This is a genomic window from Lacibacter sediminis, assembly GCF_014168535.1.
Lineage (GTDB): Bacteria > Bacteroidota > Bacteroidia > Chitinophagales > Chitinophagaceae > Lacibacter > Lacibacter sediminis.
In genome coordinates this window covers 4,785,450-4,808,982 of sequence record NZ_CP060007.1, presented here as the reverse complement: position 1 = coordinate 4,808,982, position 23,533 = coordinate 4,785,450, and the positions used below count along the sequence as shown (strand labels likewise).

26 protein-coding genes are annotated in these 23,533 nt (G+C 40.7%); 13 read left to right on the top strand and 13 right to left on the bottom strand.

All coding sequences use genetic code 11. From position 1 onward, the window contains the following. Positions 1–14: 14 nt before the first annotated feature. From H4075_RS20340 to H4075_RS20325, 4 genes are all read left to right on the top strand, one after another. The gene (locus H4075_RS20340; protein ID WP_182802646.1) at positions 15–677 is read left to right on the top strand and encodes a DsbA family protein; all 663 of its coding nucleotides are present in this window, start codon (positions 15–17) and stop codon (positions 675–677) included. A gap of 14 nt (positions 678–691) precedes the next feature. After that, entirely contained in the window at positions 692–1,606 is a 915-nt protein-coding gene (locus tag H4075_RS20335) for a 1-phosphofructokinase family hexose kinase (protein ID WP_182802645.1), read from the top strand. 99 nt (positions 1,607–1,705) lie between these two features. Next, the gene (locus H4075_RS20330; protein WP_182802644.1) at positions 1,706–2,350 is read left to right on the top strand and encodes a DUF1579 domain-containing protein; all 645 of its coding nucleotides are present in this window, start codon (positions 1,706–1,708) and stop codon (positions 2,348–2,350) included. A 626-nt stretch (positions 2,351–2,976) separates the two neighbouring features. Beyond that, positions 2,977–3,993 carry a bestrophin family protein gene (locus H4075_RS20325; RefSeq protein WP_182802643.1) on the top strand — a complete coding sequence of 339 codons (1,017 nt, stop codon included), beginning with the start codon at positions 2,977–2,979 and terminating at the stop codon, positions 3,991–3,993. 102 nt (positions 3,994–4,095) lie between these two features. On the opposite strand, the gene H4075_RS20320 is transcribed toward H4075_RS20325, so the two are convergent. From H4075_RS20320 to H4075_RS20300, 5 genes are all read right to left on the bottom strand, one after another. Then, a complete protein-coding gene (locus H4075_RS20320) occupies positions 4,096–7,389 on the bottom strand; it encodes a WD40/YVTN/BNR-like repeat-containing protein (RefSeq protein WP_182802642.1) in 3,294 nt (1,097 codons plus the stop codon). Between the two features lie 90 nt (positions 7,390–7,479). Next, entirely contained in the window at positions 7,480–8,013 is a 534-nt protein-coding gene (locus H4075_RS20315) for a DinB family protein (protein ID WP_182802641.1), read from the bottom strand. Positions 8,014–8,191: 178 nt separating this feature from the next. Then, positions 8,192–8,938, bottom strand: a complete 747-nt coding sequence (locus H4075_RS20310) for an ankyrin repeat domain-containing protein (protein ID WP_182802640.1) — start codon at positions 8,936–8,938, stop codon at positions 8,192–8,194. 6 nt (positions 8,939–8,944) lie between these two features. Continuing rightward, positions 8,945–9,325 carry a YciI family protein gene (locus tag H4075_RS20305; protein WP_182802639.1) on the bottom strand — a complete coding sequence of 127 codons (381 nt, stop codon included), beginning with the start codon at positions 9,323–9,325 and terminating at the stop codon, positions 8,945–8,947. 5 nt (positions 9,326–9,330) lie between these two features. Further along, on the bottom strand, positions 9,331–9,786 hold the full coding sequence (locus tag H4075_RS20300; RefSeq protein ID WP_182802638.1) for a DUF1801 domain-containing protein: 456 nt from the start codon (positions 9,784–9,786) through the stop codon (positions 9,331–9,333). A gap of 114 nt (positions 9,787–9,900) precedes the next feature. On the opposite strand from H4075_RS20300, the gene H4075_RS20295 reads away from it, so the two are divergent. Together H4075_RS20295 and H4075_RS20290 are read left to right on the top strand one after the other, a co-directional pair. Beyond that, positions 9,901–10,065 (top strand): hypothetical protein, encoded by a 165-nt coding sequence (locus H4075_RS20295; RefSeq protein WP_182802637.1) that lies wholly within the window; start codon positions 9,901–9,903, stop codon positions 10,063–10,065. Positions 10,066–11,029: 964 nt separating this feature from the next. Beyond that, on the top strand, positions 11,030–11,419 hold the full coding sequence (locus tag H4075_RS20290; protein ID WP_182802636.1) for a HAMP domain-containing histidine kinase: 390 nt from the start codon (positions 11,030–11,032) through the stop codon (positions 11,417–11,419). A gap of 21 nt (positions 11,420–11,440) precedes the next feature. On the opposite strand, the gene H4075_RS20285 is transcribed toward H4075_RS20290, so the two are convergent. From H4075_RS20285 to H4075_RS20255, 7 genes are read right to left on the bottom strand one after another with little or no spacing between them, the layout of a single operon-like run. Beyond that, a complete protein-coding gene (locus tag H4075_RS20285) occupies positions 11,441–11,965 on the bottom strand; it encodes a DinB family protein (RefSeq protein WP_182802635.1) in 525 nt (174 codons plus the stop codon). A 26-nt stretch (positions 11,966–11,991) separates the two neighbouring features. Next, positions 11,992–12,495: an SRPBCC family protein gene (locus H4075_RS20280; protein ID WP_182802634.1), complete on the bottom strand. Its 504-nt coding sequence runs from the start codon at positions 12,493–12,495 to the stop codon at positions 11,992–11,994. A gap of 2 nt (positions 12,496–12,497) precedes the next feature. Continuing rightward, complete coding sequence (locus H4075_RS20275) at positions 12,498–12,983, bottom strand: DUF6265 family protein (RefSeq protein ID WP_182802633.1); 486 nt, start codon at positions 12,981–12,983, stop codon at positions 12,498–12,500. A 6-nt stretch (positions 12,984–12,989) separates the two neighbouring features. Beyond that, positions 12,990–13,385, bottom strand: coding sequence for a VOC family protein (locus H4075_RS20270; protein ID WP_182802632.1), 396 nt, complete (start codon positions 13,383–13,385; stop codon positions 12,990–12,992). Positions 13,386–13,402: 17 nt separating this feature from the next. Beyond that, positions 13,403–13,918, bottom strand: a complete 516-nt coding sequence (locus H4075_RS20265; RefSeq protein ID WP_220494805.1) for a hypothetical protein — start codon at positions 13,916–13,918, stop codon at positions 13,403–13,405. Between the two features lie 51 nt (positions 13,919–13,969). After that, a complete protein-coding gene (locus H4075_RS20260) occupies positions 13,970–14,485 on the bottom strand; it encodes a DUF1579 family protein (RefSeq protein WP_182802631.1) in 516 nt (171 codons plus the stop codon). A gap of 44 nt (positions 14,486–14,529) precedes the next feature. Next, complete coding sequence (locus H4075_RS20255) at positions 14,530–14,964, bottom strand: DUF1761 domain-containing protein (protein WP_182802630.1); 435 nt, start codon at positions 14,962–14,964, stop codon at positions 14,530–14,532. A gap of 93 nt (positions 14,965–15,057) precedes the next feature. Between H4075_RS20255 and H4075_RS20250 the strand changes: the two genes are divergently transcribed. From H4075_RS20250 to H4075_RS20235, 4 genes are all read left to right on the top strand, one after another. Continuing rightward, positions 15,058–16,128, top strand: a complete 1,071-nt coding sequence (locus tag H4075_RS20250) for a sensor histidine kinase (protein ID WP_255460247.1) — start codon at positions 15,058–15,060, stop codon at positions 16,126–16,128. 1 nt (position 16,129) lies between these two features. After that, on the top strand, positions 16,130–16,882 hold the full coding sequence (locus H4075_RS20245) for a LytR/AlgR family response regulator transcription factor (RefSeq protein ID WP_182802629.1): 753 nt from the start codon (positions 16,130–16,132) through the stop codon (positions 16,880–16,882). A 119-nt stretch (positions 16,883–17,001) separates the two neighbouring features. Next, complete coding sequence (locus H4075_RS20240) at positions 17,002–17,238, top strand: hypothetical protein (protein WP_182802628.1); 237 nt, start codon at positions 17,002–17,004, stop codon at positions 17,236–17,238. 67 nt (positions 17,239–17,305) lie between these two features. Next, the gene (locus tag H4075_RS20235) at positions 17,306–19,711 is read left to right on the top strand and encodes a zinc-dependent metalloprotease (RefSeq protein ID WP_182802627.1); all 2,406 of its coding nucleotides are present in this window, start codon (positions 17,306–17,308) and stop codon (positions 19,709–19,711) included. 81 nt (positions 19,712–19,792) lie between these two features. Here the strand turns inward: H4075_RS20235 and meaB are convergent, their stop codons facing one another. After that, positions 19,793–20,695 carry a methylmalonyl Co-A mutase-associated GTPase MeaB gene (gene meaB, locus H4075_RS20230; protein WP_182802626.1) on the bottom strand — a complete coding sequence of 301 codons (903 nt, stop codon included), beginning with the start codon at positions 20,693–20,695 and terminating at the stop codon, positions 19,793–19,795. Between the two features lie 154 nt (positions 20,696–20,849). Between meaB and H4075_RS20225 the strand changes: the two genes are divergently transcribed. From H4075_RS20225 to H4075_RS20215, 3 genes are read left to right on the top strand one after another with little or no spacing between them, the layout of a single operon-like run. After that, the gene (locus tag H4075_RS20225) at positions 20,850–22,085 is read left to right on the top strand and encodes an O-antigen ligase family protein (protein ID WP_182802625.1); all 1,236 of its coding nucleotides are present in this window, start codon (positions 20,850–20,852) and stop codon (positions 22,083–22,085) included. 1 nt (position 22,086) lies between these two features. After that, a complete protein-coding gene (locus tag H4075_RS20220) occupies positions 22,087–22,848 on the top strand; it encodes a glycosyltransferase family 2 protein (protein ID WP_182802624.1) in 762 nt (253 codons plus the stop codon). A gap of 41 nt (positions 22,849–22,889) precedes the next feature. Further along, positions 22,890–23,531, top strand: coding sequence for an LON peptidase substrate-binding domain-containing protein (locus H4075_RS20215; RefSeq protein WP_182802623.1), 642 nt, complete (start codon positions 22,890–22,892; stop codon positions 23,529–23,531). Positions 23,532–23,533: the final 2 nt, after the last annotated feature.

The following is a 23,533-nucleotide window of genomic DNA, read 5'->3' as shown; positions in this document are numbered from 1 at the left end:
TTTACCTTTGAAGTATGCAACCGATCTTGATCTATTGTTACGATGCATATTGCGGCTGGTGTTACGGTTTCAGTCCTGTTATAAAAAAAATCAGCGAGGCATATCAACAAAAACTTCATTGCGAAGTATTAAGCGGCGGAATGATCTTACCTGAGCAACCGGTGCATATCCGTGTAACGGCTGGTTATATTCAGGAAGCTTACAAAACCGTGGAAGACTATACAGGAATAAAGTTTGGCGAAGATTATCTCTGGCATATCAAAAATCCTGAAGAAAGCGATTGGTTTCCTTCTTCTGAAAAGCCGGCTATTGCATTAAGTATTTTTAAAGAACTTTTTCCTGAGCAACAGGCACAATTTGCTTCCGATCTGCAATACAGTCTGCACTATGAAGGAAGAGATCTAACGGATAACGAAGCTTACCGTCATTTACTTGAAAAGTATAATATTGATGCAGACGATTTTTACATCAGGCTTAAATCAGAAGAATACAAAGAGAAAGCTTATTACGAATTTCAACTGTGTAAGCAATTGCAGGTAACAGGCTTCCCACAAGTACTGATACAGGTAACAGAAACAAAATTCCATCTGCTTGCAAGAGGTTATACCGATTACGATACACTCAGTAAACGCATCGATCTTGTTTTAACAGAAATAGAAAATCATTCATACAATTAATTTCAACGTACCACATGATCCTCACCGTAACGCTCAACCCTTGCATTGATAAAAGTTCTGTCGCCGAAACATTGAAACCTGAAAGTAAACTCCGTTGCACCGAAGTGGTGAACGAACCGGGTGGCGGCGGTATCAACGTAAGCAAAGCATTAAGAAAACTGGAAACTGCATCAATCGCTTTGTTTCCATCGGGTGGACACAATGGTGATATGCTCTGTTCGCTACTTCGAGAAGCTGATCTTGAATTTCATGCAGTAGATACAAAAGTAGAAACAAGAGAGAACTGGATCGTTCTTGAAACATCAACCAATCATCAGTTTCGTTTTACCTTTCCCGGTCGTGCTGTGCAGGAAGAAACGATGATCACCTTAATTGATCACATTCGCAGTTTTACTCCATCATATGTTATTGCCAGTGGAAGTTTACCTCCGGGCTTGCCTGATTATTTTTATGGGCTGATCGTTAAGAATGCAAAAACTGTTGGTGCCCGTTGCATCGTTGATACAAGCGGCCCGGCGTTACAGGCATTGCAAGGCAAAGGTGCTTATCTGATTAAACCGAATATTGGTGAGTTGTGCAAAATGCTGAATGTAGAATGGCTTGATAAAAATGAAGTGCCTGATGCAGCACAGCAAGCTATTCGTGATGGCTTTGCAGAATTGATCGCTGTAAGTATGGGTCCTGATGGTGCGTGGCTCATGAGCAGCGATGAAAAATATTTTGCAGCTGCACCAAAAGTGGAGAAGAAAAGTACAGTAGGTGCAGGCGATAGTATGGTGGCCGGTATGACCTACATGTTACAACAAAACCGATCGTTGAAAGAAGTGATCTCGTTTGGTGTGGCTTGCGGAAGTGCTGCAACAATGAATGCAGGCACGCAACTCTTTCACAAAGCAGATGCTGAACGTTTATTCGCAGCCATGGGTTAGTCTTTATCCGCTTATTTTCCGGCTTCATCTTTTTTCCTCTTGCAAAAAGAAAAGAACCTGCGTATTTTATTGTTCCTTAAAACAATAAAAAATATTCAAATGAAACGAATTGCTCTCTCGTTTTCGTTGGTTGCGTTCATTTTTACTTCCTGCAATAACGAAACCAAAACAGAATCAACAGCAACAGATACAACTGCTGCTGCAACAACTACAGTTCCTGAAGCACCACCAATGGATTCAGCGGCAATGGCCAAAGCCTGGCAGGATTTTATGACGCCGGGTGAAATGCACAAATGGATGGCCAGCCATGCCGGAACCTGGGACGCTGAAGTAACTTCATTTATGCCGGGAGCGCCACCTTCAACATCAAAAGCAACCGAAGTGGTGAAGATGGTGATGAATGGCTTGTACCAGGAAGGAAATCTTTCCGGCACTATGATGGGTATGCCGTTCACCGGAAAAAGTATCATGGCCTATGACAATGCCAAGAAACAGTTTGCCCTTACATGGATCGATAACCTGGGTTCCGGTCTTATGATCATGACAGGTCAATACGATGCAGCAACAAAGACAATGAACCTGAATGGAACACAAACTGATCCGGCAACTGGTAAAGATTCAAAGGTTCGCCAGGAACAGAAATTTATTGATGACGATAACTACGTATTGACCATGTATGGCGATGGACCGGATGGCAAAGAAGCAAAGTTTATGGAAGCAACATTTAAGCGTGTAAAAAAATAGTCAACCATTAGCCTTGTATGCAGCCCCTTGTTTTACGAGGGGTTTTCTAATTTAGTGTTGATGTTCTGATTACCATTTTTTTGTACCTAAATATATTGCAAGACAAATAAAACCAACGCTGCTTAACAGGAAATATATAACCATTATGCTACGTAACAGGACCTTTTGTGAATCAGTTTTCCTAGCCCACCTTTCTTTAATTATTTCTGGAGTAATCGTTTCTTTATACACATATCGTATATAGGTAATAACCTGGAAAAATATTGTTAATCCAATTATCGCAAGGGAATTGGAAAGATAAACTTTAGTCTGCGAGATTAAGCACAATATCATCAACAACATCATTACATTCATTGCTTGAAGCCCTCCGACAATTGTTGCAGCACTGGAGACAGCACCTTTTTCTTTATGCCTAACATAGAATCCATAAGAGTGGTAAAAAATCAAGTCAAAAAACTTCAACATAGATATGGCTATATATTTAGATACAAATTTGGAATTGTTATTTCATAATTATAAATTCTAAGCTAAGTTATGCCCTTATAATTTCTAAGGGGTGTAATATTTGGAATCAACTACTGTTTTGCAAGGGGCTTTTTTATGTAGTTTTATTCAAACAATCGCTTATGCTCACCAACCGGATCATTAACCCCAAAATGATCATCCAGTTTGCCTGGCGTTTACAGGCTGTGTGTTTTGTTGTTAGCGGTCTCGTATTTATTGCACACGATTTTTTACACATCAAATCAATTGCTATTCCTTTTTTGCCGGTGGCAACCATTGGTACAGCCGTTGCATTTTATGTGGGCTTTAAAAATAACTCGGCGTATGATCGCTTATGGGAAGCCCGGCGAATTTGGGGAAGTATTACAAATGCCAGTCGTATGTGGGGTGCAATGGTCACAGATGTAGTTGCTTCACGTGCAGACTCACCAGAAGATGCAACAGCTGTAAAAAGGGAATTAATATACAGGCACATCGCCTGGCTCAATATGCTGCGCCTGCAATTGCGTCGCAATCCGGTGTTTCATGAATCATGGTATGTAACTTCTCCCAAGCTGAAAGTTGTAAAAGATATATTCGGTGATGAGAAATTTGAAGATAAGACAGAAGAAACGATGAATAAATTTTTAAGCGCCGAAGAAAAAAATAATGTAGCACAAAAGCCGAATATAGCATCTGCTATAATGAAACGGCAGAACGAAGAACTGATCAGGTTAAAAAACAAAGGCTGGCTCGATGATTTTGAACATAGTGATATGAGCAAACTCGTACTTGAATTTTATAACCAGCAAGGTGCATCAGAGCGTATTAAAAGTTTTCCGTTTCCACGTCAGTATGCAAGTTTCAGCACCGTGTTTGTATTCATCTTCATTACACTTCTTCCTTTCTCCTTGATCGGTGAACTGTCTAAATTAAATGCTTCGATCAATTGGATGGTGATTCCATTTACTATGCTGATCGCATGGGTGTTTGCCGTGATGGAGCAGATAGGCGATGCAAGTGAAAATCCGTTTGACAATGGTGTAAATGATATTCCAATGACAGCTATCTGCCGCAACATTGAAATTGAACTCCGTGAAATGCTGGGCGAAAAAGAATTGCCGCCACGTATTGAACCGGTGCAGGGAATATTGATGTAAAGGTTTGTCATTTCGACGAAGGAGAAATCTGTTTGGCTTTGTACATTGTTCAACAGATCCCTCCTGCGTCGGGATGACATTAATTAAGCGGCTGTTCCATCATCACAAACCTTTCCAGTCAGGCATCCTGCCGGGTGTGTAAGGCGCTCCATTCTTCTCTAAAATATCTTCCAGTCGTTTCACTTCTGTTGCAATTGCTTTCAATTCATTGTAAACAGGTGTGAATTGTTTAGCAGCTATTTGATAGTTGTTGATCTGTGTTTGTGTTGGTGCTGCAGTAGTGTTCCAAAGTGAACCTGTGATATATCCAATACGACCATTCACGGATGGCGTTGTTTCAAACTCTCTTCTTGCCAGCGATGCATCACCATTCAACTGACGGTTCGCCGCATTCAAACGTTTCTCCACATCCTGCAATGCTTTCGACAGATCAAGTGATTGCTTTGGTGTTTCAATAACAGCTTGTTTTAAGTAACGTACTTTATTCACCAACTCGCCACGGTATTGATCAGTTGCTGCAACTACACGACTCAGCTCTGCAATTTTTTTACAGAAGTCATCCAATGCTTTTTTATCAGTTGCAGGAAGTGTGGCTGCATTCAAGGCCATTGCTTTGAAGGTTTGTGGTTCGGTAAGATCAGTATACACGCCATCTTCAAATTTGCTGAGCGATACTTTGTAGGTGCCGGGTAATGCGAAATAACCCTGGTCAGGCGAGCTGAACGCAAAGGATTCATCAAACGGCGTAAAATCAATTGGCCCGAAGGGCGAAGTGCGGAAATCCCACACAATACGTTTCAATCCTTTTTTTGCAGGTGCTTTTAACCTGCGAACAACATTGCCTGCTTCATCGGTAACCGTAAATAATAAATGCGGTGCCGGTTGTTCATCTTCCGGGCGCAACGAATCAGGTGAAGGATAAGTGGGCGCTTCGCCTTTTTTTATTTTTTCTGCTTCTGCTGCTCTGCGTTTTTCTTTGATGGTTTTGATATCATCTTTCAAATAGTATGTAAACACTGCTCCCACTTTCGGATTCGGTGTGGTAAAGAAACTTTCGCCCTGGAAACCTTTGCCTCTTACACCTAATGGTTGCGATTGGACAAACATCCACGCATCTTTTACAGGAAAAATAACAGCCTGTTTATCGAGATCTTCTCTTTTTAAATTACGAAGTGGAGTATAATCATCCAACACATAAAAACCACGACCGAATGTTGCAAGAACAAGATCGTTCTCTCTTTTTTGAATTTCCAGATCTTTTACCGCAATGGTTGGTAAGCCTGCTTTCATCTGCACCCATTTTGCACCGCCATCAATACTTACAAATAAACCAAACTCTGTACCTACAAACAACAGGTCTTTGTTTATATGATCTTCTGCAATGGTGTAAGAGGTGCCTCTCTCCGGTAAATTATTGGTAATCGATTTCCATGTTTTACCACCGTCACTTGTTTTGTATACGTACGGATGAAAATCGCCATAGCGATGGTGATTGAATGTTGCGTAAGCTACATTCTTATCGTGTTGCGAAGTGATGATATGATTCACGTAAGTTCGTTCAGGAACACCGGCAATATTATCGATCTTCATCCAGTTGTTACCACCATCAGTTGTAACCTGTATCAATCCATCATCTGTACCAACATAGATTGTGTTCTCATCAAACTTTGATTCAGCAATAGTGGTGATGTTGCCATAAATATCTGTTGAACCATTTTTTGCAACAGCATCCATGCTCCATACTTTGCCCATCACCGGTAATTTGTTACGATCAATTTGTCTTGTAAGATCCGGACTGATCACTTTCCATGTATTGCCACGATCATCAGTACGGAAAATTTTATTCGCACCATGATAAAGACGTTTGTTATCATATTTTGAGATCACTAATGGTGCATCCCAATTCCAGCGGTAGGCTTCACCTTCCGGTTCCTGTGGTTGAATAAACAAATACTCGCCGCTCTTTTTATCATAACGTGTTAACGCACCATATTGTGCCTGTGAATAAACGATATCAGGATTTGTTTGATCGATCTGTGATTCATAACCATCACCCAAACTGGTGAAATACCAATCGGAGTTCATGATACCATTGAAGCTTAAGGTGCGTGATGGCCCGCCAAGACTGAAGTTATCCTGTGTGCCACCATGAATATGATAAAACGGGAATGCATTATCGGTTGCCACTTTGTAAAACTGTGTTACCGGAAGGTTGGCTTTGAAATTCCAGTTTTCACCACTATCAAAACTTTCATACACACCACCATCGCAACCAACTAAATAATGTTCTGTATTTTTTGGATTGATCCAGATCACATGGTTATCGATGTGTTTATTCTTTTCGCCAAGAATCGAAAATGTTTTACCGCCATCTTTACTAACGCCGAAGTAAACATTGATGACAAATACTTTGTTGACATCTTTCGGATCACAATATATTTTCTGATAGTAATTGCCTGAAGTTGAATAGCTGCTTTGTTTTTCCCAGCTTGCACCACGATCGGTACTCTTAAATACACCGCCTTTGCCTTCTGTTCCTTCAACTACGCAATACAACACATCAGGATTAACAGGTGAATAATTCAAACCGATTCTTCCTAATTCACCGGCGGGTAATCCATTCATCATCTTATTCCATGTAGCACCGCCATCAGTACTTTTATACAAAGCAGATTCAGGTCCGCCACCAATATAAGTAAACACTTTCCGCTGACGTTGATGCGCTGCAGCATACACAATGTTCGGATGACGTGGATCAACCATCACTTCATTAAAACCGGTATGCTCACTTACATTTAACACCTGCTTCCATGTTTTGCCGCCATCAGTTGTTTTATAGATTCCACGTTCGCCGCCACTGTTCCAAACAGGACCATAAGCTGCTACATAAACAATATCACCATTCGTAGGGTCGATTGCAATACGACCGATATGTTCTGAATTTTTTAAACCGACATTCTTGAAACTCTTTCCTCCATCTTCACTTTTGTACAAACCATCACCATAACCCACGACACGCTGGTTATTATTTTCACCGCTGCCCACCCACACAACGTTTGTATTGGTTGGGTCAATTGCTAAACAGCCAATGGCAAATGAACCTTCACCATCAAAAATGGGAGTATAGGTAACGCCGGCATTTGTTGTTTTCCAAACACCACCTGCTGCCGATGCAACATAATACTCACTGCTGTTCTTGGGATTCACCGCAATATCAGCAATACGACCCGATGTAATAGCCGGACCAACACTTCTGAATTGCATACCACTTAATAGACCCGTATTGAAAGCATCTTTGGGCTCTTCTTTAACCGGAGCCGTTGTTTTCTTTTGTGCAGTTACAAAAATGCAGAGGGTGAGCAGTAATACACTGCTGAGAAGTATACGTTTACGCATAACAGTTGGTTTTGAAAATGGATGAGAAAGGTAATAAAAAAGTTGACCATGTGCATGATCAACTTTCCCATTGATAAATTTGACAAACCATTAGAATAATTTCTCATTCGGCGGTTTAATGCCAACCAAACGGATATAGATGGTTGTTTGTCCACGATGATGTGTCTGGTGTTCGAATGCTTTGTTCAGCCACACAAATCGGGGAAACATAAAATTACCACGCCCTGCTGTTTCAGTTAATTTACTTACGTCCATGTTGCGGATGCTTTCAATCGCAAAATCATAACTCGCCATTACGAGATAATTCACTGAATCAGGTGCATGAGCTGTTTTACGTTGTTCAAGATTTTGTCCCACCCAAATGCGTTGGGCTCCTGTGCCACTGGCGATCATCCCGATCGTTCCTTGTGCAAGATGAAGCATTTGTGCAGCAAAACTACGGATGCTGTCCTGCGCCTTGAAATCATATTTGTCTTTCGGCATGGCATCAAGGTATTCTTTGGTATATGCTTTTGCACGTTCCCAGTCTTTGATGTAATGTGCTTTGATGGAATCGGCTAATTGTGCTTTTGTTGTAAAAGCTGCAAGCAAAACTACTGTAACTGCCAGAATTTGTTTTCGCATGATTTATAGTTTGGTTATGATGAAATAAAAATGAAACCTGTTTTCTCGAGACAGGCTTTTTTAACGATGTCATTTATAGATAATGAATGAACAGAAGGTAAAACTGTATCTGCAAACAGAAAAGGCATTTATGATAAGCGGCCATTTTAAAAAAGGACGCAATTCATTTTTTTTACATTCAGGAGTTAAGGTACTTGTTCGGAACATTACCAGCTGTATAGTTGATATTGTATTGATGTTTTAATAAGGTCGAAACCACTTCATGTATGGTTTTTTCATTCCGGTGCATTTGCGGCAACAATCCCATCATCGCATAACTGATTGGGTTAACTGAAGGGATCAATGTTTCCCATGGATAACTCTTTCCCCAAATAATTCCTTTCACATTTATATCCAGCTTTGCGCCATGCTCTAACAGAAAATGCATCATTTCCTTTGATTGATGATTGTTCTGATTCACCGTATGGAAGATGGGTGTTTGGCCACCAAAGCCGAATTCATCTGTACCCGCTGCTGCATTTACATCGGCTCCATACCTCATCAATACTTCTGCACAGTCAACATGATTAAACTCGGCACATACATGTAACAGCGTTGCTTCTTCAAGCGGTGTATAAGCTGCACGGAATGAAATCCGTTTGAGAGTAATGCTTTTATCTTTCTTTAGTTCTTCATCCAACATCATCGCATCATTCAACAACACAGCAAGTAAAGCCCTGTCATCGAACTGCAAACCTGCATCAACAAATGCCTTTACACAATCGTTGAAACGGGGTGAGCGTGTATATTCACTCAGCAGTTCGTAAATAAGCGGTTGGTTTTTGTGTAAGCTGTTTGCATCAAGTCCATGAGCAAAGCAATTACGGATGCCATCTACAGCATGCAGTTCAAGCAAGGTTATAATATCATCCTCCGGCACATGCATGGTTTGCTATTCGCATTTATTTACAGCTACACCATAAGGTACAACTTTTGCCAGCATGATCTTGTTTTTTACTGCAGGATCATCCTGCATAAACTGCATCGCTTCTTTTTCATCTTTGGCATAAAAGATCACCAGGCCCATCATGCCGGGGTCAGCTAATTCCAATTGTGTTCTTCCGGCCAGCAGAACAACACCTTCGTTCTTCATCTTTACCAATCGTTGAAAATGTTCACCGGTAATAGCTTCGTCTTGCTTGGTCCAGTTTTTTTCATCTTTGTATTTATCGGCCAGTGTAAGAATGCCTAACCATTGCGGAGTTTTTGTTTTCTCTTGTGCAGCGATCTGCAAAGTAAACAAGAGGCAGATAATTGTAAGCAGTTGTTTCATCTGTTTTATCGTTTTAATTTTTGTTCATAAAGACTGATCCATTCATCGGCCGACATTTTAGCAGCCAGCTCACCGATCAACTCAAACGGAATATCCTCCGGTTTTTTGTAACGGATACAGCTTTTGCCCATGTCTAATTTTTTGGCAGACGCTTTCGCATGTGCTGCGGTAAACCACTTCAGTAATTCAGGGCTGGAATAAATACCCATGTGGTACACCGCAATAAAGTTCTTTTGCGAAGCAATACACATAAATGGTAACGGATCTTTGGGATTGCAATGATAGCCGGCCGGGTATTTTGAGTGCGGCACGGCATAACCAAGCATCCCGTAGCTCATCATTTCTTTGAATCCGGCAGAGAGATTCTTCTTGATTACTGCCCGTAGTTTCTTAAAAGCTGCCTGCCGTTCTTCCGGCATTTCGGCAATATAATCGGCGGGGGATGTAGCGGCTGATTGCATATATGTGGCTGTTTTATGTGAAAGGGATTACAAATTAAGGTTTTACTGTTATGCTTTCTCCTGTGCCTATAGAATTTCGACTACACAATAACTACTAGAAACAAGTACAAGCTAATGAGTAAAGGTTCTATTGTGGGCGGCTTGCCAAGGTTGTTACTTTGTATCCGCAACGATGATAATACGGACGACAAAAAACGCTTACTAAATAACAATATAGAACGAATTGATCCCGAAGAAAAACCGTTTACCCAAAAACCACATGTAATTATTCCTGATTGAAAAGCCTGTTTTTAACCCGTACCGTTTACCCAAAGCCCACTAAAACCACAACAGCTCTTTTAAAGGTCGTTTACCCTAACTGATGTCCAATATCCAAACCAAAGCCTGTTTTAACCCGTACCGTTTACCCAAAACCCATTGAAACCACAATGGCTCCTGAAAGGTCGTTTACCCAAACTACTTATACCAATATCTATAAGAAAATCAGTTTTGATCCGTACTTGTGTAAACCAGGTTTTCGAAAAAATGCATGATGATTGACTTACCCGGAACCTAAGTTTCGAAAATCAGCTAATCGTTTCTACGATCAGCTTTTTCTTTTTACCCGGAGCATCTTCGGGCATTTACTCTCAGTTTCTTCCCAACTATTTACAGCACATCTCTTACTCTTTGCTTCAAGTTGAACAAGTATTCCTTTTCTAATGGTTGTTATTTCTGTTATCTGTCGTTTCAGTTGCAGCTTGTGTAAATCAAAGCTTTGTTGCCGAACTAAGTTTACCTGCTGCCGAATTTCAACTACAACTCAACTATAAAACAAGTACGGATGAATGAGTTCCAGTACTATTTTTTTCGGTTTTCAGTGGTTGTTACTTTGTACAGTCAATGACAATGAAACAATATCCAAAACATAAATCAACGATCCGTATCCACCTGAACAACTAAACCCTGGAACCATCATACATTCGAAATCCAACTTGTATGTAAAAACCAATGTTTGATCCGTACCCTTGAAAGCTTTATCTCTGAAACCAAACCTTATGAAATCTTACCCAAAATCCAATTGTATGAAAACCGACGTTTGATCCGTACCGGCTACCCATTATTGAAAGTTCATGTTGATTGTTATAAAGGGCCCCGTTTTTAATCCATACTCTTTTCAAAACTATTTTACTCTTATGAGAACAATTGAATTATACCCTTTGTTTTTATATGTAAACCATCCTTGCTTCCTCAAAAATCTTTTATGAAAAATCAATTTGCCCTTAAACAACTTGTAGGCCATGTAGCACAATCAATTTTACCTTCTGCGGTTAGTCGCAACAGTTTTTTTGTGAACGATATTGCCCCCGATCTGCAGGTTTCAGCCGATCGTGATGTGCTTGCATCAGTACTAAGTAACTTATTACAAACAGCGGTTGCCCAAACCGAAAGCGACTGCATCCGCATCTCAGCGTACGAACAGCAGCAACAGGTTTTTCTACAGGTAAATGAAAATGGCCGTTGTTACAATGCAGACATTTTCACTAAAATGGAACAGCTCATGCCCATGGCCGCCGTACTGGGAGGTGCTGTTGCTATTACACCTGCAAAAAATGGACTTGAGTTGGCACTTCGTTTCCGCACTGAAGTATAGAAGCCTTTTACCGGTATTATTTCAGAACTGAAGAATTCTGAAGAACTGCGGCCATGGCCCCATTTCTTCTACATATTGTTTTGCCATTACCCTTGTGATCTGCGCAATATGTGTAAGATCATGCACCACCCAGGTTGATAACAGATGCCGAAGTGTTACTTCTCCCAACACCGGATGCTTTCCTTTTCGTTCAAGATCATCTTCCGTTAATTGACTTGACTGCAGCCATGCAACATTTTCTTTTCGGATAGCTTCAAACTCATTCAGCAATTGCTCTAAAGTTTTGCCTTTGCTCTCTTCATATTGTGCAAACCTGTCGTATGGATCGAAAGGTTTATTTACACCATGCTCCAAAATGATCTTTGCTCTTACCACCCAATCTGTTTTTTCACCATGAATTAAATGACCCACTACATCATAAGGCGAAAAGGTTTCCGGGCCTTCATTGTTCATGATTAGATCATTTGATAAACCTGCAAGCAATGATCTTAAAACAGTTGGTGTTCGTTCGAGTATGCTACATGCTTCCTGCTGTTGGTACTTCATTTTTTCTTCTTTGGTACGTTGGTTTTTTATGCATTGATCATATCCTGCAATTGTTCATTCTTATTTCGAAGATCAATACCTCCTTCAAACAGTGATTTCATATTGGCGAGATAAAACGTCCAGCCGGTTTTGCAACCGATATGCCACATCTCTTTTGCCTTCTCATCTGTGGGTATATTATCCTGCAGAAGTTCAACGATCAGTTCATTCTGTTCGGGATAGATGCGCACGCTGCAGTCGCCTGCCTCACCAAAACGAAATTTGAAAAAATCTGTTCCATTGCAATCAAGTATCTCGCCCGTCTCCGTTACTTCGTCGCCGTAACCAAACCAGCGCCAGCGATAAGTATCACCTTTTTGAACAGGTTCATCATCGCCTCGCAAGGAACCATTTGGCTGACTGTATTCACTCATTCGTAAAAACCAATATTCAATGCCGCCTCTGGTGGCCCATGCACGATAGAGTTGTTCAATTGAATTGCTGTTGATGTTGATGCGAACAGTAAACCTGCTCCAGTCAAAGGAAGACATGATCAATCTTTTTTACGTGAATAATAAAAGTTTGATTTTTTTACAGGTGTTGCAGCACCGTCATCGATCACTGCATGAATGGAATCTTTGTTCACCAATGTATAGCTGATGCGTTTTGGAAAATCGTGCTGCGGATTTTCAGCCACAAAACCGGTTTCGTTATGCGAAGTGATCTTAAACTCTACGGGTTGCTCTCCATTCTGATTCTTTACAGTCGGGATATAGTAGTAGTTGCCGTTACGAAATGCCAGTTGAATTTTTTCCAATGGAATTTCTGTTCCGTCAGCTCTTGTCATAATGCTTTCACCCGCCAGTGTGCTGTCGTTAGCAACGGCCCATTTTTCAGTGATGATGCCCCGCTTGGTTTGCATTTGCCATGAGCCGTTAAGCCAGTGAAATGATTTTACTGAACCATTCAATAATGCTGATTCTGTTACAAAACTGCAAACAGTGAAAAGTAACAGGAAAGCAATGCTGTTCTTTTTCATACACGGTTATTGTCTGTATTTCGCAGGAATGTTGTGCAATGCAATGCGGTTTCCTTCCGTATCTAAGAAAACAGCCATGTCGCCATACTCATCAGAGATAACAGTTTTTGGAACAAGTATTTTGCCACCTGCTTTTTCAATACGATCAAGAAAGATCTGTACATCAGGATTACCATTGAGATAGATCAACGGACCATCAGTTGCAGAAGGTTTATGAAAACCTCCACTTTCGATGATGGTACCTCCAATACCTTTCATGGGATCATCAAGCGGGAACATCCGCATCTTCGTACTCTGAAAATCCATCGCCTGCATTTGAATATTAAACACAGCCTCATAAAATTTTTGTGCACGGTCAATATCGGTTGCCGGTATTTCAAACCAGCTGATTGCGTTATCCATGTTGTAAGTTTTAAGGTTTATAATGATGCTCTTGTTTCTTTCAATCCTTTGCTTTGCAAATATTCCACTAGCTCTTTCGCTTCTTCACCTCCTCGATTTGCATGATGCAACAACGTAAAACCATGCGGACCTCTTGCGTACAGGTACGATGGATACGTTTCGATATAGGCTTTTACAATTTGTGTTTTACCCAACATCGTCAACACAAATAAGTTGGTGCGTGCTCCTTTTTCAATCAGATAATTTGCAATGTCTTTATTGCCAACATGCCCTGCACCTTCTAAGCCAGTTTCAAAATCGCCACCACCTAAGTCCCATGTAGCATAAATAAGTGTAGGAAATTCTGTCAACAACTGTTTTACTTTATCAAGATTATTATGCCCGGCACTTACAAAGTCTTTTACTTTTTCAGCCGGTAAAGGATCAGGCTTGGTTTGTTGCATCGGCTTTGTTTCCTGTGCAAACAGGATGGACGGGATAGCGACGATGCCACTGCCAACAGCTACATTCTGCAGAAATGATTTACGGTTCATGATAAAGGTTTTTCTTAAAGTTCTGAAATAGATGAGATGAATTTGTTCCGCTCATCCTTTTCTGCGGCGGTATTCAAGGTCGTACTCTGTTTGCCAGCTTGCGCCATTATCTTTTGTGATTTCTGCAAATTGACGCACTTTATCAGGCGACAGATTGAAGAAGGTTAACTTTCTTACTGCTATTGTATCTTTTGAAAAAAGGAATGGTTTTGTTTGAAAGATGATTTTATTCTCATCATATTTCCCTTCCAGATATTCAGTACTGCCACCTGTATTATCTACCCATGTTTGTTGCCATTGTTTGGTGTTTCTGTTCCATGTATTAAAACTTTTGCCGGCATAACGCAAACCTTGATTTGAACCGGCACTTGTCCATTCTTCAAGGATGATACAACTATCAAGTATCAAACTGATCTTACTGTCGCCGGCTTTGGTTCCGTTCTTTCCATACACATCCCATTCGCCGATCCAGAAATCGAATTGACGATAAGCAGGAGCACTGCAAGGTTTTTGTGCTGAAAGTTGAATTGTTGTGAAACAAGCAAAAAGAAGTAGCAGATACTTCATGGCGATAAGGTTTAAATAACAAGGTAATGGTTAATGCCGTCATATTATCGCCATACACCAATGATTGCGCCCATTAGTGTAAGAGCTAATAATGCGTAACCTCCGTTAATGAAAATATACCGTGCCGTTTTTTGTTCGAACAGCGCAACGGTAGCAATGGCGCAAAAGCCCCAGATACCTGCAAGAAAACCTGCAATAGTTCCCCAGGTAACATCTGTTTTTTGCGCACAGTTACCGGTACATTCAGCAGGCGTATCAGCTAAAAACATGGCAAGGTTAGCAGCCATGATGAGTGAAAGCACAAAAGCCCAGCCATAAATTTTGGTGGCATTGCCTTTCTTTACATCTTCTTCGGTGAGATTGTTTTCACTCATCCAGGCTTTACCAAATAACAAAGGAGAATACCAAACGCCGCCTAATACAAAAGCGGAAATACCGGCAACCAATACAGCAAGCCAGTTAATTGAATTCATATCCATACAATTGGTTTTTGGGTTGAAAAATTTGTTCGTATTCGAATCTATTTTACAAACTTTACATGCACAAGCTGCAAACGAACGAAACCGGAACTGATGCCGACAAACGCACAAAACATAACGACGAAATTGTTTGGTCCGAAAGATAAGATCAACGATATCGGTATCCGTGTGGTGCTGGTGCCTTTGTTTGGTATTGCTATTCCGTTGATCACGCAGATGGTGCCGCATGAAGAATTCAGCAATTGGCAGATCAAGCTCAGCTATCTCTATACTATTTCCATTGCTTTTGTGATCTATGAAGGAGTGCGGTTTTTGCAATTTACTCTGCGTTCCTATTTCGATTGGTTGAATAAACCGTTGAAGAAGATACTAGCATTTATCATTACGATTCCGTTTTATGTAGTGCCCATGAGTATACTCATGCTGGTTGGCTGGTACAAGATATTTATGAATGGAATAGTTGATTGGCATGTGGTACGTTTATCATCCATCATTATTTTGATCGCTGTTTTCTTTTTAGTGAATTTGTATGAGACTGTTTTTTTGGTAAGAGATGTGGCGAATGATAAACTGCAACAGGAACAGTTGGAACGTGCAAAAGCCGAAGCAGAACTGGAAGCTTTGAAGAATCAGATCGATCCGCATTTTATTTTTAATTCACTCAATACGCTTTCGCATTTAATTGAAGAGAAACCGGAGAAAGCCAAGCTTTTCAACGATCATATGGCCGATGTGTACAGGTATATTTTGCAGAACAAAGCAAAGGATCTTGTGCTGCTGCGTGATGAAATGCTGTTTATGCAAGATTATTTTTCGTTGTTAAAGATCAGGTTTGAAGATGCGTTGCAACTGCAAACAGAAGTTGATGAAACGTTGTGGGATCGATATCTGATTCCGCCTATTTCATTACAGGTGTTGTTAGAGAATGCCGTGAAGCATAATGAATTTTCGGAAACATCACCCTTGCAGATCCAACTTGTATTTGTGGGAAATGAATTGCAAATGCGGAATAAGTTAAAAGAAAAAAAGCTGCGGAAACCATCATCACGGATTGGTTTGCAAAACCTGGAAGAACGATACCGCCTCAGTACGGACAGATCTATCTGCATTGAAAGATCGGATGATATGTTTATCGTTTGTTTACCCATTCTGAAAATTGATTGATATGCGCATTGTAATTATAGAAGATGAAAAACCTGCAGCAGAAAAATTAAAGAAATCTTTGCTGAAAGCAAACCAGGACTTTATAATAGAAGCAGTGCTTGGCAGTAACGTGGCTGCTGCAGAATGGTTTTCAACTCACTCAATGCCCGATCTGTTGTTCATGGATATTGAATTGTCTGATGGCCTTTCGTTTCAACTGTTAGATAATATCAAGATCACCTGCCCCATTATTTTCTGCACGGCTTATGATGAATACTGGCAGGAAGCATTTGAGCATAACGGCATCGATTATCTATTAAAACCTGTAAGCGATGAAAAACTGAAACAGGCATTGAATAAATATGAATCACTAAAAAAATATTTCGCTCAAAACCTGCAACTGCTGTTGCAATTGCAGCAAAAACAAACAACTGAATTCAAGAAACGTTTTTTGGTGAAACGTGGCAGCGATTATATCAGTGTCAAAACAGAAGAAATTGCCTATTTCTATGCTACGCATAAACTGGTGTGCATGGTTGATAACCGCAGCCAGAAATTTATTCTCGATCAATCGCTGGCTGATCTGGAAAAGGAAACCGATCCCTCCGTTTTCTACCGGGTAAACAGAAAATACCTGGTGAATGTTTCGGCCATTCAGAAGATCAAAGCGTATCCTAAAAGTAAATTAGAACTTGAATTACAACCCGCTGCACCTGAAGAAGTGATTATAAGCCAAGAAAGCGCAGCTGCTTTTAAAGAGTGGATGGGAAGTTAATTCAACAGGCAATTGACAATAAGTAATTGGCAAAAACACGCAACTTGCCTATTGACCGTTGCCAATTGCCTATTCTTCCTACCCGTTCTTCCCTTAACTTTGCAATTCAAACTTTGAACATGAAAAAGTGGGGATTGATGCTTGTTTTATTGACTGTTGCGCTGCTGTTTGCAGGCATAGATGCAGAGGCACAATGTTCGATCTGTACAAAAACGGCTTCACAACTAGGCGAAAAACCTGCAAAAGCATTGAATGGTGCGATCATTTATCTCATGAGTACTCCTTTACTCATCATTGGCTTCATTGGCTGGCGCTGGTGGAAGATGCAGAAGAAGGACGAAGAGCAGCAAGCATAACCATTAATCACATTCCTTTTTTTAGCTTCTCTTCATATCTTAACTTGTATGCATCAATCAACTGCATATGAGAAAATCAATTTTACTATTGTTGCTGTTACCTCTTTTTACAACAGCACAGAAACTTCCTTCCATTGAAGAAAAAACAAACGGTCTAAAAAAGTACGAGGGCTATTTTAATTTTTACTGGGATGAGAATACCGGTAAAGTATGGCTGGAAGTAGATAAACTGGAGACAGAGTTTTTATATGTTGTCTCACTTCCTGCTGGTTTAGGTTCAAATGATATTGGTCTTGACCGTGGTTTGTTGGGCGAGGACCGTGTGGTGAAGTTCAATAAAGTAGGACGAAAGATCTTACTCATTCAACCAAATTACAGTTACCGTGCATTATCGAACGATGCTGCCGAAAAACGTGCAGTAGAACAGGCATTTGCTCAAACAACCGTGTGGGGTTTTACCACTGAAGCCGAAAGCAATGGTAAATTCCTTGTTGATGCAACTGATTTTCTGATGCGTGATGCGATGAAGGTGAGCAATTCCATCCGCAGAATGCGACAGGGAAACTATGTGCTGGATAAAACACGCAGTGCCATGTATCTTGCACGCACCAAAAACTTTCCACTCAATTCAGAACTTGAAGTAACGGTTACGTATACAAACAGTGATGGGGAAGTGGGCAATTTTGTACAATCAGTCGCTCCTTCAACCGAAGCCATCACATTACGCATTCATCATTCACTGGTGCAGTTGCCCGATAATAATTACAAACCGAGATTGTTTGATCCACGCAGCAGTTTTATTCCGGTTTCGTTTTACGACTATGCTTCCCCCGTTAGCGATCCCATCGAGAAACAATACATCATTCGTCACCGGTTAAAGAAAAAAGATCCATCTGCAGCAAAAAGCGAAGCGGTAAAACCAATCATTTATTATTTGGATAATGGTACGCCTGAGCCCATCCGTTCGGCTTTGCTCGATGGAGGTAAATGGTGGAACCAGGCATTTGAAGCAGCAGGGTATACCAATGCATTTGATGTACGCATCCTTCCTGACTCTGCTGATCCAATGGACATACGTTACAACATGATCAACTGGGTACATCGTTCAACACGTGGCTGGAGTTATGGCGCATCGGTTGTCGATCCACGTACCGGTGAGATCATTAAAGGACAGGTATCGCTTGGTTCTCTTCGTGTGCGACAGGATTATCTCATCTTCTCCGGTTTGTTATCGCCTTATGAAACCGGCATTCCTGCCAATGATAAAATGTTGCAGGCAGCATTGGCAAGATTACGTCAGTTGTCGGCACATGAAATTGGCCATACCATTGGACTGATGCACAACTATGCGGCCAGTGTAAGCAACCGTGCAAGCGTGATGGATTATCCGCATCCAACCATTCGTGTAAATGCAGCAGGTGAAATGGATTTCTCCAGCGTGTATGATGATAAAATTGGTGATTGGGATAAGGTAGCTGTTACATGGGGTTACCGGGATTTTCCTGCAGGCACCAATGAAAAAACGGCATTGAATACTATCATTACAGAAGCGAATAAAAAAGGATTGCAATTCATTAGTGACCGGGATGCACGTGCACCGGGTGGTTTACATCCGCAAGCACATTTGTGGGACAATGGCGCAAACGCTGCTGATGAATTAAAAGAAGTGATGAAAGTGCGCAGCAAAGCCCTGCAACAATTTGGTGAGAAAAATATTGTGCCCGGTATGCCGATGGCGATGCTGGAAGATGCATTGGTGCCGGTTTATTTTTATCATCGCTATCAAATAGAAGCAGCTACCAAACTTGTGGGCGGCATGTATTATAATTATGCATTACGTGGCGATGGACAACTCATCACCAAAATGCTGAGCAAAGAAGAACAACGCAAAGCATTAAATGCCATTGTTGATTGTATTGATCCGAAAGTGCTGATGATCCCTGATCGTATTGCTGCATTGATTCCGCCACGCCCATCGGGTTATGGTAGTTCAAGGGAATTATTCCGTAAGCGTACCGGTTTATCATTCGATCAATTATCACCTGCAGAAACGGGTGCCGATCTTCCGTTCTCTTTTTTATTCAACAGCGAACGGTTGAGCCGCATGGTGCAGCAGGAAGTAAATGGCGGCTTGGGTGTTGCAGAAATGATTCAGGTATTGATCGATAAAACATGGAAAGCTCCACGCAGAACAGGTATGGAAGCATTGATTCAACAACAAACAGAACAGGTATTATTGACGTATTTGCTGGCTGCTTCAGTTGACGAGAATAATTCTTTTCTTGTTCGTGCCGTTCTTCAAAAAGCGTTGAGTGATCTTAAAAAACAAATTGACTTGCAATTAAAAACCGCAACAGGAATTACTGCCGGGCATTTGCAATTGGCATTGGAACGCATGAAAAATCCGAAAGATGCCAAGCCAACTTTGCATAAAGAAGCGCCGCCGGGTGCACCGATTGGTTGTGAAGAGTAGGCTAAGAGATTAAAGAAAAGAGATAAAAAAAGAGGAGACTGTTTTGATCTCCTCTTTTTCTTTTTTCACTTCTTCTAACTCTTAGCTTATATATTTTGTAATAAATCTGTACAAATTAAAATCACCCTTCTTCATCTCTTCTTCTATATTCAACTTCATTTCTTTTTTCACTACATCTCTCATCCGTTGCTGCTGAATTAAATAATATGCTTTCTCAGCCAGTAACCAACTTCTTCGCTCGTTTACATGTGGCTGTTGCAATAATGTTTGAATGTTTTGCAGTAGTTCACCTGCACCATTTTGTTCGGTAGCAATTGTTTTCACCACCGGTATTTCCTGTGTATGTGTTGCAAATGCAGGGGCTAACATCAACCGAAGGTTACGTACAAACAGATCAGCTTCGGGCCGATCGGCTTTGTTCACCGCAAAAATATCAGCGATCTCCATCAAACCCGCTTTCATGGTTTGCACCTCATCACCGGCTTCGGGAACTAAAACAACAACAGTCACATCAGCCAGACCTGCAATTTCAATTTCACTTTGTCCAACACCAACTGTTTCTACAATTACATAATCAAACCCTGCTGCTTTGCAGGTATCGGTGATCTCTAAAATTTTCGGATGCAATCCGCCCAACGATCCACGTGTAGCCAACGAACGGATAAACACATTCGGATGATTGTACCAATTGCTCATGCGTATGCGATCGCCCAACAACGCCCCAAGATTAAACGGAGATGATGGATCAATACAAAGCACAGCAACTTTCTTTCCTTCGTTCACCAGCAAACCGATCAAACTATCGGTCAACGTACTCTTGCCGGCACCGGGCGGTCCGGTTAATCCAATAACAGGTGTGGCAGATGCAGGCAATGTTTGTAAAAAATGTTCGTAACCTTCCACTTCGTTTTCAATCAACGAAATGCAACGTGCCAGGCTTTTGGCATTGCCTTGTTTAACTTCTTGCAGTAAATTGGCCCACATAGCACAAACCTAACTGAAATAATTATTCAAAACACAGTGCAGCAGTTGGTAGGGATCATTGTGTAAAGTTTCATCACAGTTATAAACAGCAACAACACGGGAGTGAAACGGAGTTGTTATAATATTGAAAGTTTGTTTATTTGCACTACCAAGCATGGCTACCAACAGATCCACGATACATTTTTATCTTTTTTGTACGGGTATACTCTTAATGATGGTTGGTTTCCTGCTAAGTCGTGCGCTTCTCAGCATTGGTATGATCATGGTTATTGCCAATGGGTTTTTACAAAGCGATTTAAAAGAACGTGTTGAAGTTTTTAAAAAAGATTATTTACTCCTCGGTATTAGCTGTCTTTTTTTACTTCCATTTATATCCGGTTTATGGAGCAATGATCAATCTGCCTGGCTTGAAATGATGCAGGATATGCTGCCTTTATTGCTGTTGCCATTTGCCATGACAATACAGAAGGGCTTTGAACGAAAACATTTTCTTTTTTTTGCTTTGATATGGGTGAGTTTATTATTTGCAGGCTCCGTGTGGAGTGCAGCTCATTATGTAAGTGATCAGGAAAATTACCAGGCATTGTATCGAATCTCGAAAACACTTCCTACACCTGCAGAAAATGATCATATCCGTTTCAGTATGGCCATAGTAATTGCATTGCTGCTCTGGTTGAAACTGGAAGAATGGGAAAGCAGTTTTTCTCGATTGATTAAATGGTGTTGTCGTGTTGCAGCCGCATGGTTTGTTATTTACCTGCATGTACTTGGCGCAAAAACGGGCCTCATGGGTTTGTACATTGTTGTACTGCCTTTATTCATTTGGCAATTGTATCATACAAAAAGAAAGCAACTGGCAACTGCAGCACTTGTAGCGGTGTTTTGTTTACCGGTTGTGTCCTATTACAGCATACCAACTTTTCGTATCAGGTTACAGTATGTGTTGTTTGAGCAAAACAATTGGCAAGACAAACAATTTGCAGGAAACTTCAGTGATGTAAACAGGTTAGCATCCATCAGAAGTGGATGGCATGTGTTTCAAAACAACTGGTTAACTGGCGTAGGTTATGGTGACATAAAGGAAGAAGCCGTTAAATGGTATGCAGCCAATGCTTCTGAAATACCGTCATCACAACAATTTCTTCCGCTTAATCAATGGATGCTGAGTGGGAGTGGCGCAGGTATTGCAGCCGTTCTTTTATTTACACTGGTCGTTTTATTGCCTTTTTTTAAAGAACATTGGCAACAAAACAAACAGGCATTGGCATTTGTATTGTTTATGGATCTCGTGTTTTTTTACGAGTCAACAATCAACGATCAATTCGGTGTGTTTTTGTATTGTTTTTTTATATTGTATTGGAATTTATCTATTCGCCCGGTCAAACAATAGTATGCAACCTATATCTGTCGTAATTATAACAAAGAATGCCGCTCACCTGCTTGCACCCACATTGCAAAGTGTTAAGTCACTCACCGATGATATTGTTGTTTGCGATACCGGTAGTAATGATGCCACCATTCCTGTTGCTGTAAAAAACGGCGCCACGGTGATCGAAGAAAAATGGAGAGGACATGGCCTCACAAAAAATATAGCCAACGAACAGGCAGTGTACGATTGGATACTGCAAATAGATGCTGATGAAATTGTGGATGATGAATTGCTGCAAACCTTACTCAATCTCGATCTCTCAAATGAGAAAATTGTATACACAATACGCCGTAAGAATTTTTTCAAAGATAAACTGATCCGTTACGGCGATTGGCGAAGAGATGAACCCTTTCGCCTGTTCAACCGCAATCAGGCATTATGGAACGAAGATTATGTGCATGAGAAACTCATTTATGAAGATGGTTGTGTAGTGAAAAAACTGAATGGGCATATTCTCCATAAAACTGTTCAATCAACGGAGCAGTATGAGCAAAAAATGAAAGCTTACGGTATTAAAAGCGGTGAGCAATATTTCAAAGCAGGTAAAAAAGGAGCTTGGTACAAACGTCATCTCTCGCCGTTGTATTCTTTTTTCAACAGCTATATTCTGAAGCGGGGCTTTCTCGATGGAAAAGAAGGCTTGCAGATCGCTGCCATGACAAGGCGCTATACACGTCTTAAATATCAAACTTTATATAACCTTAAAAAAGCCGGTAAACAATAAAGTGGTTTCTTCGTTAATTTGTAAACAGAACCAACCACTGCATGACCAATTTTATTCCCATCTTCCCTTTGAGCATTATTGTTTTCCCTGGCGAAAATCTGAACCTTCACATATTTGAACCACGTTATAAACAACTTATTGCCGAATGTTTTGAACAGAAAAAGCCGTTTGGTATTCCTGCAGTTGTAAACAAAGAATTAAAAGACCTGGGCACATTAGTAGAAGTAACAGCCATTAAAAAAGTGTATGAAGATGGTAAAATGGATATTACCACCCGAGGTGTAAAAGTGTTTCGTTTACTCGAACTCATTAAAGAAATACCTGAGAAATTATACAGTGGGGCCATCGTTACCTATCCTGAAGATGAAGATGATGGAAAACGTGAACTGATGCAGAAAGTGGTGAAAGGAATTAAGGAATTACATCGCCTGTTGGAAGTAAGTAAAGATTTTAAAAAACCGGAAGAGGAATTGAAAGCCTTTGATGTTGCCCACCACATGGGTTTAAATATTGATGAAGAATATGAACTGCTTGGGCTTTTTCGTGAAGGGCAAAGGCAGGAATACCTGAAACGACATTTGGGTAAAGTAATTCCCATGCTATCGGAAATGGAAAACCTGAAAGACAAAGTAAAACTCAACGGACATTTCAGGAACCTGGAATCGTTTGATTTTGATCTATAACT

Excerpts from the sequence above, each read along its gene's own strand:
- H4075_RS20340 (WP_182802646.1), top strand. The coding sequence starts at position 15 with ATGCAACCGATCTTGATCTATTGTTACGATGCATATTGCGGCTGGTGT.
- H4075_RS20335 (WP_182802645.1), top strand. The coding sequence starts at position 692 with ATGATCCTCACCGTAACGCTCAACCCTTGCATTGATAAAAGTTCTGTC.
- H4075_RS20330 (WP_182802644.1), top strand. The coding sequence starts at position 1,706 with ATGAAACGAATTGCTCTCTCGTTTTCGTTGGTTGCGTTCATTTTTACT.
- H4075_RS20325 (WP_182802643.1), top strand. The coding sequence starts at position 2,977 with ATGCTCACCAACCGGATCATTAACCCCAAAATGATCATCCAGTTTGCC.
- H4075_RS20320 (WP_182802642.1), bottom strand. The coding sequence starts at position 7,389 with ATGCGTAAACGTATACTTCTCAGCAGTGTATTACTGCTCACCCTCTGC.
- H4075_RS20315 (WP_182802641.1), bottom strand. The coding sequence starts at position 8,013 with ATGCGAAAACAAATTCTGGCAGTTACAGTAGTTTTGCTTGCAGCTTTT.
- H4075_RS20310 (WP_182802640.1), bottom strand. The coding sequence starts at position 8,938 with ATGCATGTGCCGGAGGATGATATTATAACCTTGCTTGAACTGCATGCT.
- H4075_RS20305 (WP_182802639.1), bottom strand. The coding sequence starts at position 9,325 with ATGAAACAACTGCTTACAATTATCTGCCTCTTGTTTACTTTGCAGATC.
- H4075_RS20300 (WP_182802638.1), bottom strand. The coding sequence starts at position 9,786 with ATGCAATCAGCCGCTACATCCCCCGCCGATTATATTGCCGAAATGCCG.
- H4075_RS20295 (WP_182802637.1), top strand. The coding sequence starts at position 9,901 with ATGAGTAAAGGTTCTATTGTGGGCGGCTTGCCAAGGTTGTTACTTTGT.
- H4075_RS20290 (WP_182802636.1), top strand. The coding sequence starts at position 11,030 with ATGAAAAATCAATTTGCCCTTAAACAACTTGTAGGCCATGTAGCACAA.
- H4075_RS20285 (WP_182802635.1), bottom strand. The coding sequence starts at position 11,965 with ATGAAGTACCAACAGCAGGAAGCATGTAGCATACTCGAACGAACACCA.
- H4075_RS20280 (WP_182802634.1), bottom strand. The coding sequence starts at position 12,495 with ATGTCTTCCTTTGACTGGAGCAGGTTTACTGTTCGCATCAACATCAAC.
- H4075_RS20275 (WP_182802633.1), bottom strand. The coding sequence starts at position 12,983 with ATGAAAAAGAACAGCATTGCTTTCCTGTTACTTTTCACTGTTTGCAGT.
- H4075_RS20270 (WP_182802632.1), bottom strand. The coding sequence starts at position 13,385 with ATGGATAACGCAATCAGCTGGTTTGAAATACCGGCAACCGATATTGAC.
- H4075_RS20265 (WP_220494805.1), bottom strand. The coding sequence starts at position 13,918 with ATGAACCGTAAATCATTTCTGCAGAATGTAGCTGTTGGCAGTGGCATC.
- H4075_RS20260 (WP_182802631.1), bottom strand. The coding sequence starts at position 14,485 with ATGAAGTATCTGCTACTTCTTTTTGCTTGTTTCACAACAATTCAACTT.
- H4075_RS20255 (WP_182802630.1), bottom strand. The coding sequence starts at position 14,964 with ATGGATATGAATTCAATTAACTGGCTTGCTGTATTGGTTGCCGGTATT.
- H4075_RS20250 (WP_255460247.1), top strand. The coding sequence starts at position 15,058 with ATGCCGACAAACGCACAAAACATAACGACGAAATTGTTTGGTCCGAAA.
- H4075_RS20245 (WP_182802629.1), top strand. The coding sequence starts at position 16,130 with ATGCGCATTGTAATTATAGAAGATGAAAAACCTGCAGCAGAAAAATTA.
- H4075_RS20240 (WP_182802628.1), top strand. The coding sequence starts at position 17,002 with ATGAAAAAGTGGGGATTGATGCTTGTTTTATTGACTGTTGCGCTGCTG.
- H4075_RS20235 (WP_182802627.1), top strand. The coding sequence starts at position 17,306 with ATGAGAAAATCAATTTTACTATTGTTGCTGTTACCTCTTTTTACAACA.
- meaB (WP_182802626.1), bottom strand. The coding sequence starts at position 20,695 with ATGTGGGCCAATTTACTGCAAGAAGTTAAACAAGGCAATGCCAAAAGC.
- H4075_RS20225 (WP_182802625.1), top strand. The coding sequence starts at position 20,850 with ATGGCTACCAACAGATCCACGATACATTTTTATCTTTTTTGTACGGGT.
- H4075_RS20220 (WP_182802624.1), top strand. The coding sequence starts at position 22,087 with ATGCAACCTATATCTGTCGTAATTATAACAAAGAATGCCGCTCACCTG.
- H4075_RS20215 (WP_182802623.1), top strand. The coding sequence starts at position 22,890 with ATGACCAATTTTATTCCCATCTTCCCTTTGAGCATTATTGTTTTCCCT.